Here is a 12848-nt window from a genome sequence, read left to right on the forward strand (position 1 = left end):
CTCTCCGGCATAACACAATCAAACGATACAAACGGTGGAATGCCCGATAGCGCACGCTTATCAGGCCATACCGTTAATAAATTACTTACCGCTTTTCACCTTCGTCCATGCGCGGGTGCGGACGCGATCAATCTTCGGCTCCTGCACTTTCAGGGTAAACAACTTGGCCCGCACATCCGCCGGCGGATAAATTCCCGGGTTATCGCGCACCTGCTGGCTGACCAGCGCCGTCGCCTCTTTATTCGCATTGGCGTAGAAAACGTGATCGGAAATATGGGCAATCACATCAGGGCGCAGCAGATAATTAAGGAACTGGTAGGCCTCGTCTTTATTTTTGGCGTCAGCCGGCATGGCAAACACATCAAAAAACGCCATTGCCCCCTCTTTGGGGATCGAGAAAGAGATATTGACGCCATTTTTCGCCTCTTTCGCTCGGTTAGCGGCCTGCCAGACATCGCCCGCCCAGCCGATGGCCACACAGGTATCGCCATTAGCCAGATCGTTAATGTATTGCGAGGAGTGGAAATAGCGAATGTTTGGCCGTAGCTTCAACAACAGATCGGTTGCCGGGCCGGTGTAGTCATCCGCTTTGCTGCTATTCGGATCTTTACCCAGATAGTTCAGCACAGTGGCAAAAATTTCTTCAGGCGCATCAAGGAAAGAGACGCCGCAGCTTTTTAGCTTCTCCAGATTTTCCGGCTTGAGGACTAAATCCCAGCTATTCACTGGCGCATCATCCCCCAGCACCGCTTTCACTTTATCAACGTTATAGCCAATGCCCGTCGTGGCCCACATATAGGGCATGGCGTATTTGTTGTCAGGATCGTGCTTCGCTACCAGTTTCAGCAGTTCAGGATCGAGGTTTTTCCAGCCGGGAAGTTTGCTTTTATCCAGCGGCTGAAAAACGCCCGCGGTGAGCTGGCGCTCAAGAAAACTGGCCGATGGCACCACCAGATCGAACCCGGTGCTGCCTGCCATTAACTTGCCTTCCAGCACTTCGTTAGAGTCAAAGACATCATAGATAACGTTAATCCCGGTCTCTTTTTCAAAGTTCGCCACCGTGTCCGGCGCGATATAATCTGACCAGTTATAAATGTGCAGCGTTTTTTGTTCGGCAGCGAGCGTGCCGACAGAGACGACCATCAGAGCACCCGCAACCAGACCCGATAGCCATTTTTTCTTTAAGGCGGTCATCATCGCTTTCCTTCTGAAATCCGTTAACAAATGAACCCATTAGGCGTGGTTTAAAACATGCCTGAAATGTGCATACCTTTTCATTTGATACAAATGAAGAAGAGAGGTCGCCCTCCCTGCCATCAAGCTCGCTATAGAAGCTTCGCAAGAATAACTTTAGCTAAGGTTTGAGGCTATAGCCCAGATTAAAAAACGCCTTTTATCAATTTTTTATGCAGGTTTTGTCTATGTGATAAAGCGAAATGGTCAGAAAGGAGGTGAATAATTCTTTAAATAAAGGTTAACAGCAGCATAAAAAAACGTAAACAGCAGCCGCGCTGGCAGCGACTGCCTGATTATCGGGAGGGATCAGTGAAGAAAATGGTCAACCACGCTGGTTTTTTGCGCGTCTTCTTCCGCGTTAAACAGAAGCTGATGCGCCCCGGCCTCAAGGATCACCATAGAAATCTGCTCTTCACTTTGGCGAACAAACCATTCGAACTGTTCGTAGGTGACGCCTTGCATAACGGATAAAGACTGGCACACAACCAGTTTTGGCAGATTATCATCCTGCATATCGAGAAAGGCTTTTACCGTCAACGAACTGGCGTTGATAGCAGAGAGATCGGCCGCCAGCGGCAGCAACGCGGAAGGCCTGACCTCCGCCATCGCGGAAAAAAGAATGGTGTTGTCCACCAAATCGATTTTAGCATCGTAGACGCCGTCAAAATTCTGCATATGCGGCAAATGCAGCGCCTGGCAGGTATCACATTCGAAGAAATTCATGCCCAGGTCGTCGAGCCATTGACGCAACGTATCCAGAGTGGGAACGACCAGTGATATCATAATAATGTGCTACCTCTTGCGATGACGATGAAAAAATTACCGGCACAGCTTACGCAAAAAGCGTGCTTCGTACTACGGCGGAATCCACGATTGCGATTAGCCGCCGATTTTAAGGCAAAATTCAGGTGTAGCGTGACGTTCTATCCACTGAATCATTCGCCCCGCGATATCTACGCCCGTAGTCTTTTCGATACCTTCCAGTCCCGGCGAGGCATTCACCTCCATCACCAGCGGCCCGCGCGCGGCGCGTAAAATATCGACACCCGCCACATCCAGCCCCAGCGTCTGTGCGGCTTTGATGGCGATATCCCGTTCACGGGGCGTGATCGCCGCGATGCTGGCCACCCCGCCACGATGAAGATTGGAGCGAAAATCACCGGCTTTCGCGCACCGCTCAATCGCCGCCACAACCTCATTGCCGACGACCAGACAACGAATATCGCATCCTTTAGCTTCGGCAATGTATTCCTGAACCAGGATATGGGCATTGAGCCCCCGAAACGCATCAATAACGCTTTCAGCAGCCTGACGCGTCTCCGCCAATACCACGCCGATCCCTTGCGTGCCTTCTACCAGCTTCACGACCAGCGGCGCCCCGCCAACCATCTTAATAAGATCGCTGGTATCATCCGGCGAATGGGCGATCCCGGTAATGGGAAGATCGATCCCCTGGCGCGCCAGAAGTTGTAGCGATCGCAGCTTATCGCGCGCGCGGGTAATAGCGACGGATTCATTCAGCGGATAGCTACCCAGTAGCTCAAACTGACGTAGCGCAGCGGTACCATAAAAGGTAATGGCCGAACCAATACGGGGAATAACGGCGTCAAAATGGGGCAGACGACGCCCCTTGTAATGGATCGACGACGCAGCCGGATTAATATTCATATAGCAGGAAAGAGGATCGAGTATCTCGACCAGATGGCCGCGCCGCATCGCCGCTTCGCGCAGACGTTTGCAAGAATAGAGCGTTCCATCCCTGGACAATATGGCAATTTTCACCCTGCACCTCGCTGAAAACCCTGAAAAGCCCGCGTATCATACACTGGCCCGCAGGTTTTAGCGCGTCGCCCAGCCCTGTTTATGCAAATATTCAAGGATAAATGGGCGATTTTCTTTAATCAGGGTGCGACGGATATGATCGCTCCAGGTATCGCGTCGCGTATTACTGCCGCGGGTCAGATAATACTCAGCCAACTGCTCGTCATAGCGCGCCAGCAGCTTTTCATCAAGCGGTTGATACTGGTTCTCATGAACCACAAGCTCGGCAGGCAGGCGCGGTTTCAGATCCGGATTATCCGCAGGCCATCCCAAACACAGGCCAAAGAGCGGCAATACATGCTTCGGCAATTTTAATAGTTCGGTAACAGACTCAATATTGTTACGGATGCCGCCGATATACACGCCGCCTAATCCCAGTGATTCCGCCGCCGTCAGCGCATTTTGCCCCATCATCGCCGTATCGACGACACCGAGCAGCAGTTGTTCGGCAAGCCCCAACTGCGCGTCAGGACAGATCTGCAAATGACGATTAAAATCGGCGCAAAATACCCAGAACTCAGCGGCCTGCGCCACATGCTTTTGCCCGCCCGTCAGGGGCACTAACGCCTCGCGCAGCGCCCTATCGGTAATACGGATAATAGAGCTGCACTGTAAAAAACTGGAACTGGACGTGCTGCGCGCGGCGGCAATAATGGCCTCTCGCTGCGCGTCAGCCACGGGTTCATCGGTGAAATGGCGAATAGAACGATGGCCACAAAGAAGTTCAATGGTCGGACTCATTATGCTTTTCTCTATCTGAACGGGAAGAAATGTCGGGTGGACGTTTCATCAACTGCGGCGCCAGTAACTGCGCAATACGCCACATCATCGCCACCGCGGCGGGGAGGATCAACACGACGCCCAGGAAAACCATCAACACGCCAGCCAGCGGCGTATTGAACGGCGCGGGCAGCGTAAGGTAATGATTAAGCGATAGCAGAGCAAGCGCCAGCAAAATCATACCGAGGTATTCCAGTATCAGTACGCTTTTGGGTAACACGCCAATCGTGCGCATATCAAGCCTCCCGGTTAACTGACGCACAGTGTAGAACGTTCTGGTCCGGCGTGCTTAACAGATATAGCCCTGGGTTATCAAAGGAACAGGCGTAACCTGCTTTTCATCTGCCGTAAATCGCGGCATGATAACACCTGTTCGCCGTCTGGCTTTATGTTCGAGGAGAGATATGTTTACTGTTATTTTTGGCCGTCCAGGGTGCCCTTATTGCGTGCGTGCAAAAGAGTTGGCGGAAAAACTGAGCAAAGAACGCGACGATTTCAACTACCGCTATATTGATATCCATGCTGAAGGCATTACTAAAGCGGATTTGGAAAAAACCGTAGGTAAACCTGTAGAAACCGTACCGCAGATTTTTGTCGATCAAAAACATATCGGCGGCTGTACGGATTTTGAAGCATGGGCAAAAGAAAATCTGAATCTTTTCGCCTGATTGCTCTGGCAACGCCCTCTGACGGAGGGCGCTATCGGCGTTTTTTTCGCCGGTGGCTAAACAGGCTGCTAATAAACAAATAACAGAGCGCGCCTAACGCACACCAGAATACGGCGCTAAATAACCACGCGAGTTCTTGCCAAAACGATCGGGTAGGCATAAATACCACGCGCATTAACACCAGGCAAAACGGCGCCGCCAGCATCGCCCCGATAAGCGGTCGGATCACCTCGCGTCGGTGAGAACAAAAACTGGCCACCGCACCAGGCAACGTAAAAAATAACAGTCCAATCTCAGGATGCCCTGCCGCGCGAAAAGCGCCTTGTACATGCATAGTTAATGAAAGACACACCACAATAAAGAGTACAAAGCAGCAGACAACGCTTGCCCACCCGTGTTTATGTTTCAATCGTTCCTCCTGACACTCTCTATCGAACACGCTTTCCGCCGTGAGGCATCCAGTCAGATAAAGTCATGTGGCATTCCATGCCAAAAACACACCTGCACGATTCTTATAGCCGTTAGTACGCAATAAGATTAAACTAGCAGGATATATTGTTGTGTTGTTTTTATTTGGATGCTGTATGCAATACGATTGCACCCTTAATTCATGATAAAAACAGTAGCGTAAATTACCATTTCTTTCAACAGCTTACTCGTAAACAAGAAGTTAGTCTCCGTGAATATAAACGTCGCAGATTTGTTAAATGGGAATTACATCCTGTTATTATTTGTGGTCCTGGCTCTTGGCCTGTGTCTTGGCAAGTTACGTCTGGGTTCAGTCCAACTTGGTAATTCCATTGGCGTTTTAGTGGTCTCTCTATTATTAGGGCAGCAACACTTTAGTATTAACACCGACGCGCTAAATCTGGGATTTATGCTGTTTATTTTTTGTGTCGGCGTCGAGGCTGGCCCCAACTTTTTTTCGATTTTTTTTCGCGACGGTAAAAATTATCTGATGCTTGCCCTGGTCATGGTCGGTAGCGCTCTGCTAATCGCCTTAGGCCTTGGTAAGCTATTCGGCTGGGATATCGGCCTGACGGCCGGTATGCTGGCCGGCTCAATGACATCCACGCCCGTGCTGGTTGGCGCAGGCGATACCCTGCGACATTCCGGCATCGCCAGCACCCAACTCTCCTCCGCTCTTGATAATCTGAGCCTGGGTTATGCCCTGACCTATCTGATTGGGTTGGTCAGTCTGATCGTGGGCGCGCGTTACTTGCCTAAACTACAGCATCAGGATTTGCAAACCAGCGCCCAGCAAATTGCTCGCGAGCGCGGTCTGGATACCGATGCTAATCGCAAGGTTTATTTGCCGGTTATCCGCGCCTATCGGGTTGGCCCGGAACTGGTGGCCTGGACTGACGGTAAAAACCTGCGCGAGCTGGGTATTTACCGCCAGACAGGCTGCTATATCGAACGTATTCGCCGTAACGGTATTCTGGCGAACCCGGATGGCGATGCGGTGCTGCAAATGGGCGATGAGATTGCGCTGGTCGGCTATCCGGACGCGCACGCCAGGCTCGATCCCAGCTTCCGTAATGGTAAGGAAGTGTTTGATCGCGATCTGCTTGATATGCGCATCGTGACGGAAGAAATTGTGGTGAAAAACCACAATGCGGTCGGTCGCCGCCTCGCTCAGCTCAAGCTGACCGATCATGGCTGCTTCCTTAACCGCGTCATCCGCAGCCAAATCGAAATGCCTATCGACGATAACGTCGTGCTGAATAAAGGCGACGTGTTACAGGTGAGCGGCGACGCCAGACGCGTAAAAACCATCGCCGATCGCATTGGTTTTATTTCGATTCATAGTCAGGTGACGGACCTGCTTGCCTTCTGCGCTTTTTTTATCATCGGGTTAATGATCGGGATGATTACCTTCCAGTTCAGCAATTTTAGTTTCGGTATCGGCAACGCGGCCGGATTGCTGTTCGCCGGGATCATGCTCGGTTTCCTGCGCGCTAACCATCCTACCTTTGGTTATATTCCGCAGGGCGCGCTTAATATGGTGAAAGAATTCGGCTTGATGGTGTTTATGGCAGGCGTTGGTTTAAGCGCCGGCAGCGGTATCAGCAACGGTCTGGGCGCGGTCGGCGGACAAATGCTGATCGCCGGGCTTGTCGTCAGCCTGGTACCGGTGGTGATCTGCTTCTTGTTTGGCGCTTATGTGCTGCGCATGAACCGGGCGCTGCTGTTCGGTGCCATGATGGGCGCGCGTACCTGCGCCCCGGCGATGGAAATCATTAGCGATACGGCGCGCAGTAATATTCCAGCGCTGGGTTATGCGGGGACTTACGCCATCGCCAACGTTCTGCTCACGCTGGCGGGGACACTTATTGTCATCATCTGGCCGGGGTTAGGATAAAACTGAAGTTTGCCTTTAAGTGAAAAAATTTTGCCAATAGGTCGAACTTTTCGTTAAAGCATCAGTCATACCTATTGCCACTGCTTTTCTTTGATGTCCCCATTTTGTGGAGCCCATCAACCCCGCCATTTCGGTTCAAGGTTGGTGGGTTTTTTGTTGCCTGACGCAGAGTGACACGACATTGACTCTCCGGCGATTCGCTTTACCATCTGTAAAATCGCTTCACGCGCCAGCGGCGTTCGATCCGTTACAAAATGCAGCGTCATCCCCTCGATAAACGCATCCAGCGCGCGGGCGGTCTGCGCGTCAAACCACTGCGCCAGCGTATTCTGGCTACGCTGCATCCAGTTTTGCATGACTATTTTTAACGCTGGCTTATCGCTGGCATAGGCATATAACTGATACATTAACGCCATATTATCCGGCGTCGTAACCTGCGAGCCGTAAATCATTTCCGTTATCGCCTGGCACGCCCCCTCCGCATCCGTCACCTGCGCAAAAAAGTCCTGGTATTGACGCGACATGTTCTCGGTGAAAAGTGTAAAAGCTTCACTCAATAACGCATCCATACCGGCAAAATAGTAGGTCATCGAGCCAAGCGGCACCTGAGCGATAGCGGCGATTTTCCGGTGCGTCACGGCATGAACGCCATAGGTCTTTACCGCTTCCAGTGTGGCCTGAATTATTTTTTCCCGTCGCTTAGGATCATTGGCGCGTCTTACGGCATTTTCTTTCATGATGAGTTCCACATCTCATTCAGGATGCAGGCGATAGTAGCCTGCCGCTTACGCTGAAAAAACAGACAGCAAAAACTGTCTGCACAACGAAGTATGACGACGATATGTACAAATGTACACAAGCTTGCTAATGTTTACCTCTCGCTTCTATTTTCTGGCCTGACGCTATGACCGTCCTCTCCTCACGTAACGCCTTAAAACGCCGTACCTGGGCGCTGTTTATGTTCTTCTTTTTACCCGGACTGCTGATGGCCTCCTGGGCAACCCGAACGCCTGCTATTCGGGATATTCTTTCCGTCTCTACCGCGGAAATGGGGGCGGTCTTATTCGGGCTTTCTATCGGTTCAATGAGCGGTATTCTTTGTTCCGCCTGGCTGGTGAAACGATTTGGCACCCGGAAGGTTATTCGCACGACGATGACCTGCGCAGTAGGCGGGATGGTTATTCTTAGCGTCGCGCTGTGGTGCGCCTCGCCGCTGATTTTTGCCCTTGGATTAGCCGTTTTCGGCGCCAGTTTTGGCGCCGCCGAAGTGGCGATTAATGTCGAAGGCGCGGCGGTCGAACGCGAGCTGAATAAAACCGTTCTGCCGATGATGCATGGTTTTTACAGTTTCGGCACGCTGGCGGGCGCTGGTGTCGGCATGGCGTTAACCGCATTAAGCGTCCCGGCTAACATCCATATCATCCTCGCGGCTGCCGTGGCGATCGCGCCCATTTTCATCGCCATTCGGGCGATCCCTGACGGTACGGGTAAAAACGCATCGGAAGATGCTCACCTTCAGGAAAAAGGATTACCTTTTTATCGGGACATCCAGCTTTTGCTTATTGGCGTGGTGGTGCTGGCAATGGCATTCGCCGAAGGATCTGCGAATGACTGGCTACCGCTACTGATGGTAGACGGACACGGTTTTAGCCCAACCTCCGGCTCTCTGATCTACGCCGGTTTCACGCTTGGTATGACCGTTGGCCGCTTTACCGGCGGCTGGTTTATTGACCGCTATAGCCGGGTGACGGTTGTTCGCGCCAGCGCGTTGATGGGAGCGTTGGGCATTGGCCTGATTATTTTTGTCGATAGCGACTGGGTTGCCGGCGTCTCGGTCATTCTTTGGGGCTTGGGCGCTTCGCTCGGCTTCCCGCTGACCATTTCCGCCGCCAGCGATACCGGTCCCGACGCGCCGACGCGTGTGAGCGTTGTCGCCACGACCGGCTATCTGGCGTTTTTGGTCGGGCCGCCGCTGTTGGGCTATCTGGGAGAGCACTATGGATTACGCAGCGCCATGATGGTTGTGCTGGCGCTGGTTATTCTGGCGGCGCTGGTGGCGAAGGCCGTCGCCAAACCTGTATCGACTCCGCAACCGGTGATGGAGCATAACGCATGAGTATTAAATTAATCGCCGTCGACATGGACGGCACGTTTCTGAGCGATCAAAAAACCTATAACCGTGACCGGTTTATGGCGCAGTACCAACAAATGAAGCGGCAAGGCATTCGCTTTGTCGTGGCCAGCGGCAACCAGTATTACCAGTTAATCTCGTTCTTTCCGGAAATTGCGCACGAAATCGCTTTTGTCGCGGAAAACGGCGGCTGGGTGGTCAGCGAAGGCGAGGATATTTTTAACGGCGAGCTGACAAAAGCCGACTTCCAGGCGGTTGTCGAACACCTGCTCACACGCGCCGATGTGGAGATCATCGCCTGTGGAAAAAACAGCGCCTACACGCTGAAACGCTACGACGATGCGTTAAAAGCCGTTGCGGCAATGTATTATCATCGTCTGGAGTTTGTGGATAATTTTAATGATATCAACGATATCTTTTTCAAATTCGGCCTTAATATTACCGATGATCGGATACCGGAAGTACAGGCGGCACTGCACGACGCTATTGGCGATATCATGGTCCCCGTTCATACCGGCTATGGCAGTATTGATTTAATAATTCCCGGCGTGCATAAAGCCAACGGCCTGCGTCTGTTACAGCAGCGCTGGGGCATTCATGATAGTGAAGTGGTGGTATTCGGCGACGGCGGCAACGATATTGAGATGCTGCGTCAGGCCGGGTTTAGTTTTGCCATGTCGCACGCCAGCGAAGCGGTCGCGGCGGCGGCGAAATACCGCGCCGGATCGAACAATCAGGAAGGCGTGCTGGATATCATCGACAGCGTATTAAACAACGAGCCGCCGTTCAACGTCTAGCGGATGCCTCTCTACGCCTGATAACAGAAAGCTTATCAGGCGTAGCCGCTCTCTCAGACTGTTTGCAAATTCCCCGTCCGCTTATCTTTTAAGAAGACCAGCATCAGCAGTAGCCAAAGAATACCGTTTGCCAGATTAAACAGGCTAAATAGCCCATTGCCGCCACTTAACCAGGCGTGTTTACTGACTTCAATGCCAACGGTAAAAATCAGCATTTGTAGCATTCCCATCGCCGCCGAGACCGTTCCTTTACTCATATCGCTGGAAAAGAGCGTCAGACGCACCAGTCCGGCATTCGCCAGCCCAATGCCAAAAGCGTATACGCTTAATCCCGCCGTCATCCATAAATAAGCATGGGATGAAACCACCGTCGCCGCCGCGGCGATGATCAGCCCCGCGACGATAGGCCAGCCGCCCATCACGATCAGCGAGCGAACCGTACGTCGGGAGGTTAAACGCGCCAACACCAGATTACCGGCAATGAGCGCGCCAAAAACGGGCACCTGCAGCAGACCATATTCATAGCTGCTGAGCTGTTCGCCGCTAATGATGATAATCGGCGACTGCGCAATCCAGGCCAACAACGGCAGGCTGACAAATCCCAGCGCTAACGCCCCTGCGACAAACCGCCGGTTTTTTATCACCAGCCGATAATCCCGGCCCAGCGCCTTAAATGACAGCGTTTCGCCCCGCCGCGTGGCGGTCTCCGGCATTGCACGCTGTAGTCCGAAAAAGGCGATAGCGGCCAGTGCGGCAAATAAAATGAACATCCCCTCCCACGGCAGAACATGCACCCATGCCGCCCCAACCAGTGGTCCCAGTAGCGGCGCGATTAACGCCACGTTCGCCATCAGCGCGGTAATTTTTATACATACCGCTTCCTCAAAGGATTCCTGAATCGCGGCATACCCTACAGCGCCGATAAAACACAGGCTAATCCCTTGCAAAAAACGCAGGAAGGTAAATTGTTCGATGTTTTTCGCCAGTAACGTCGCCAGGCAGGTGACAATAAACCACACGACGCCCGCCAGCATCACGGGACGACGGCCAATCCGGTCAGACAACGGGCCAAGCAGCCACTGTAAGAACATACCGCCCGCCAGATAAGCGGTCATGGACGTCGGAACCCAGTCCAGGCCCGCCTGATACTGCTCAACCACCGCCAGCATACCCGGCTGGATCATGTCGTTGCCAATATAAGTAGAAAACTCGTACAGCACCAGACAGAGAGGAAAAAGCAGCGCCTGACGTCCCAGCCTGCCGCCTGATTGTAAACGATTCTGCATACCATCTCTTCGCCAATAAAAACCGCGCAGAGTGTAATGAAAGTCGGGGAACTGAGATAGCGAATTATGAGGCTGCAAGGGAAATAGCGCACATTTTTACAGAAAGCCGCTTAGCGCTTGCGTACTTTAAGGTTAATTTAAGTTTGCGCCGTTATCATCAACGTTATTTTATGCCATTGTCTTAAATCTCTTCATGTTGCCGCCAAATAAGACAATACTGCTTTTCCTCCCTGTTACGCTGCATTTATGCTCAGTTTGCACGGGGATGAGCTGGCTATCCCTTTTGATTTCATTGCTCCGAGCCTGGATGTTATGCTGGAAAACCTTAACAACTCGCTGTTTTATTTTATTAACGCCACGCCTGATTCCGCGCAGTGGATAATTTCGCTCGCTATCTTTATCGCCAAAGATGTCATCAACATCGTCCCGCTCTTAGCCGTTGTACTCTGGCTGTGGGGACCCCGCGATCGGGTCTGCGCCCAGCGCCAGCTGATCGTTAAAATCGGCATCGCGCTGATTATCAGTCTGGCGGTCTCCTGGACAATGGGACACCTTTTCCCGCACGACCGTCCGTTTGTCGATCATATCGGCTATAACTTCCTGCATCATGCCGCCGATGACTCGTTCCCCAGCGATCACGGTACGGTGATTTTTACCTTTGCGCTGGCGTTTTTGTTCTGGCACCGCCTCTGGTCAGGCATCGTGATGATGGCGATAGCCATGACCATCGCCTGGTCGCGCGTCTATCTCGGCGTACACTGGCCGTTAGATATGATTGGCGCGCTGCTGGTAGCGATGCTTGGCTGCCTGAGCGCACAGCTGATCTGGCAATGGTACGGCGCGCCGCTCTACCAGGCGCTGCAACGTTGTTACCGTTTCTGTTTCGCATTGCCCATTCGAAAAGGCTGGGTACGTGACTAACCAGCGAAAAAAAGAGTAATATTAAGCGCTCTGTATGGTGCGGAGCGCTTATTTAACTCTCCAGGGGAACTATGGAAACGCGACGCGACGAGCGTATTGGTCAATTGCTGCAGGCCTTAAAACGCAGCGATAAACTTCATCTAAAAGAAGCCGCGACCCTGTTGGGCGTCTCTGAAATGACCATTCGTCGCGACCTGAACCATAAAAGCGCGCCTGTCGTGTTGCTGGGCGGCTATATCGTACTGGAGCCCCGCAGCGCCAGTCATTATCTGTTAAGCGATCAAAAATCTCGTCTGGTGGAAGAAAAACGCCGAGCCGCTCAGTTGGCTGCGGGCCTGGTACAAGCGCATCAGACGGTATTTATTGACTGCGGCACCACCACGCCGTGGATCATTGAAGCCATTGATAATGACCTTCCCTTTACGGCGGTGTGCTATTCACTTAATACCTTTCTGGCGCTGCAGGACAAACCCCATTGCCGCGCTATCCTCAGCGGCGGGGAGTTTCACGCCAGCAACGCCATTTTCAAACCGCTTGATTTCCATGAAACGTTAAACAATATTTGTCCGGATATCGCGTTTTATTCCGCCGCCGGCGTTCATACCAGTAAAGGCGCTACCTGCTTTAATCTGGAAGAGCTGCCGGTAAAACATTGGGCCATGACAATGGCACAGAGCCATGTACTGGTGGTGGATCACAGTAAATTCGGCAAGGTACGTCCGGCGCGGATGGGGGAATTATCACGCTTTGATACGATTATCAGCGACCGCCGTCCCGATGAGGCCTTTGTGGCCTACGCTAAAGCGCAACAAATTACTCTGATGTATTAACCGCAGGTTTGCC

General features: G+C 52.3%; 14 protein-coding genes. 6 read left to right on the top strand and 8 right to left on the bottom strand.

Annotated elements, in window-relative coordinates:
* Window positions 1–81: 81 nt before the first annotated feature.
* The 5 genes from potF to J4613_RS10055 form a co-directional block, all read right to left on the bottom strand.
* Window positions 82–1194: a spermidine/putrescine ABC transporter substrate-binding protein PotF gene (gene potF, locus J4613_RS10035; RefSeq protein ID WP_000125769.1), complete on the bottom strand. Its 1113-nt coding sequence runs from the start codon at window positions 1192–1194 to the stop codon at window positions 82–84.
* A 348-nt stretch (window positions 1195–1542) separates the two neighbouring features.
* Window positions 1543–2019, bottom strand: a complete 477-nt coding sequence (locus tag J4613_RS10040; RefSeq protein ID WP_000624811.1) for a YbjN domain-containing protein — start codon at window positions 2017–2019, stop codon at window positions 1543–1545.
* A gap of 96 nt (window positions 2020–2115) precedes the next feature.
* Window positions 2116–3018: a 30S ribosomal protein S6--L-glutamate ligase gene (rimK, locus tag J4613_RS10045; protein ID WP_000684359.1), complete on the bottom strand. Its 903-nt coding sequence runs from the start codon at window positions 3016–3018 to the stop codon at window positions 2116–2118.
* A 57-nt stretch (window positions 3019–3075) separates the two neighbouring features.
* A complete protein-coding gene (gene nfsA / locus J4613_RS10050; protein ID WP_023215088.1) occupies window positions 3076–3798 on the bottom strand; it encodes a nitroreductase NfsA in 723 nt (240 codons plus the stop codon).
* Window positions 3782–4072, bottom strand: a complete 291-nt coding sequence (locus tag J4613_RS10055; RefSeq protein ID WP_001259137.1) for a YbjC family protein — start codon at window positions 4070–4072, stop codon at window positions 3782–3784. The genes nfsA and J4613_RS10055 overlap by 17 nt, the downstream gene beginning before the upstream one ends.
* Window positions 4073–4241: 169 nt before the next feature.
* On the opposite strand from J4613_RS10055, the gene J4613_RS10060 reads away from it, so the two are divergent.
* Window positions 4242–4505 carry a GrxA family glutaredoxin gene (locus J4613_RS10060; protein WP_000495513.1) on the top strand — a complete coding sequence of 88 codons (264 nt, stop codon included), beginning with the start codon at window positions 4242–4244 and terminating at the stop codon, window positions 4503–4505.
* Between the two features lie 31 nt (window positions 4506–4536).
* Here the strand turns inward: J4613_RS10060 and J4613_RS10065 are convergent, their stop codons facing one another.
* Entirely contained in the window at window positions 4537–4914 is a 378-nt protein-coding gene (locus J4613_RS10065; RefSeq protein WP_000680850.1) for an inner membrane protein YbjM, read from the bottom strand.
* Between the two features lie 270 nt (window positions 4915–5184).
* On the opposite strand from J4613_RS10065, the gene J4613_RS10070 reads away from it, so the two are divergent.
* Window positions 5185–6870, top strand: a complete 1686-nt coding sequence (locus J4613_RS10070) for an aspartate:alanine antiporter (RefSeq protein ID WP_001024853.1) — start codon at window positions 5185–5187, stop codon at window positions 6868–6870.
* 116 nt (window positions 6871–6986) lie between these two features.
* Here the strand turns inward: J4613_RS10070 and J4613_RS10075 are convergent, their stop codons facing one another.
* Window positions 6987–7607, bottom strand: coding sequence for a TetR/AcrR family transcriptional regulator (locus J4613_RS10075; protein ID WP_000661873.1), 621 nt, complete (start codon window positions 7605–7607; stop codon window positions 6987–6989).
* Between the two features lie 167 nt (window positions 7608–7774).
* On the opposite strand from J4613_RS10075, the gene J4613_RS10080 reads away from it, so the two are divergent.
* Both J4613_RS10080 and J4613_RS10085 read left to right on the top strand, forming a co-directional pair.
* The gene (locus tag J4613_RS10080) at window positions 7775–8986 is read left to right on the top strand and encodes an MFS transporter (protein WP_000217418.1); all 1212 of its coding nucleotides are present in this window, start codon (window positions 7775–7777) and stop codon (window positions 8984–8986) included.
* Window positions 8983–9798, top strand: a complete 816-nt coding sequence (locus J4613_RS10085; protein WP_023210716.1) for a Cof-type HAD-IIB family hydrolase — start codon at window positions 8983–8985, stop codon at window positions 9796–9798. Before J4613_RS10080 ends, J4613_RS10085 begins: the two co-directional genes overlap by 4 nt.
* 53 nt (window positions 9799–9851) lie before the next feature.
* On the opposite strand, the gene J4613_RS10090 is transcribed toward J4613_RS10085, so the two are convergent.
* Complete coding sequence (locus J4613_RS10090) at window positions 9852–11084, bottom strand: MFS transporter (RefSeq protein ID WP_001181284.1); 1233 nt, start codon at window positions 11082–11084, stop codon at window positions 9852–9854.
* Window positions 11085–11396: 312 nt separating this feature from the next.
* Between J4613_RS10090 and ybjG the strand changes: the two genes are divergently transcribed.
* Together ybjG and deoR are read left to right on the top strand one after the other, a co-directional pair.
* Complete coding sequence (gene ybjG, locus J4613_RS10095) at window positions 11397–12005, top strand: undecaprenyl-diphosphate phosphatase (RefSeq protein ID WP_001520197.1); 609 nt, start codon at window positions 11397–11399, stop codon at window positions 12003–12005.
* 71 nt (window positions 12006–12076) lie between these two features.
* Entirely contained in the window at window positions 12077–12835 is a 759-nt protein-coding gene (gene deoR, locus J4613_RS10100; RefSeq protein ID WP_000450106.1) for a DNA-binding transcriptional repressor DeoR, read from the top strand.
* Window positions 12836–12848 lie beyond the last annotated feature (13 nt).

The sequence above is a fragment of the Salmonella sp. 32020114201800008SM genome, assembly GCF_017572025.1.
GTDB lineage: Bacteria > Pseudomonadota > Gammaproteobacteria > Enterobacterales > Enterobacteriaceae > Salmonella > Salmonella enterica.

Excerpts from the sequence above, each read along its gene's own strand:
- potF (WP_000125769.1), bottom strand. The coding sequence starts at position 1,194 with ATGACCGCCTTAAAGAAAAAATGGCTATCGGGTCTGGTTGCGGGTGCT.
- J4613_RS10040 (WP_000624811.1), bottom strand. The coding sequence starts at position 2,019 with ATGATATCACTGGTCGTTCCCACTCTGGATACGTTGCGTCAATGGCTC.
- nfsA (WP_023215088.1), bottom strand. The coding sequence starts at position 3,798 with ATGAGTCCGACCATTGAACTTCTTTGTGGCCATCGTTCTATTCGCCAT.
- J4613_RS10055 (WP_001259137.1), bottom strand. The coding sequence starts at position 4,072 with ATGCGCACGATTGGCGTGTTACCCAAAAGCGTACTGATACTGGAATAC.
- J4613_RS10060 (WP_000495513.1), top strand. The coding sequence starts at position 4,242 with ATGTTTACTGTTATTTTTGGCCGTCCAGGGTGCCCTTATTGCGTGCGT.
- J4613_RS10075 (WP_000661873.1), bottom strand. The coding sequence starts at position 7,607 with ATGAAAGAAAATGCCGTAAGACGCGCCAATGATCCTAAGCGACGGGAA.
- J4613_RS10080 (WP_000217418.1), top strand. The coding sequence starts at position 7,775 with ATGACCGTCCTCTCCTCACGTAACGCCTTAAAACGCCGTACCTGGGCG.
- J4613_RS10085 (WP_023210716.1), top strand. The coding sequence starts at position 8,983 with ATGAGTATTAAATTAATCGCCGTCGACATGGACGGCACGTTTCTGAGC.
- J4613_RS10090 (WP_001181284.1), bottom strand. The coding sequence starts at position 11,084 with ATGCAGAATCGTTTACAATCAGGCGGCAGGCTGGGACGTCAGGCGCTG.
- ybjG (WP_001520197.1), top strand. The coding sequence starts at position 11,397 with ATGCTGGAAAACCTTAACAACTCGCTGTTTTATTTTATTAACGCCACG.
- deoR (WP_000450106.1), top strand. The coding sequence starts at position 12,077 with ATGGAAACGCGACGCGACGAGCGTATTGGTCAATTGCTGCAGGCCTTA.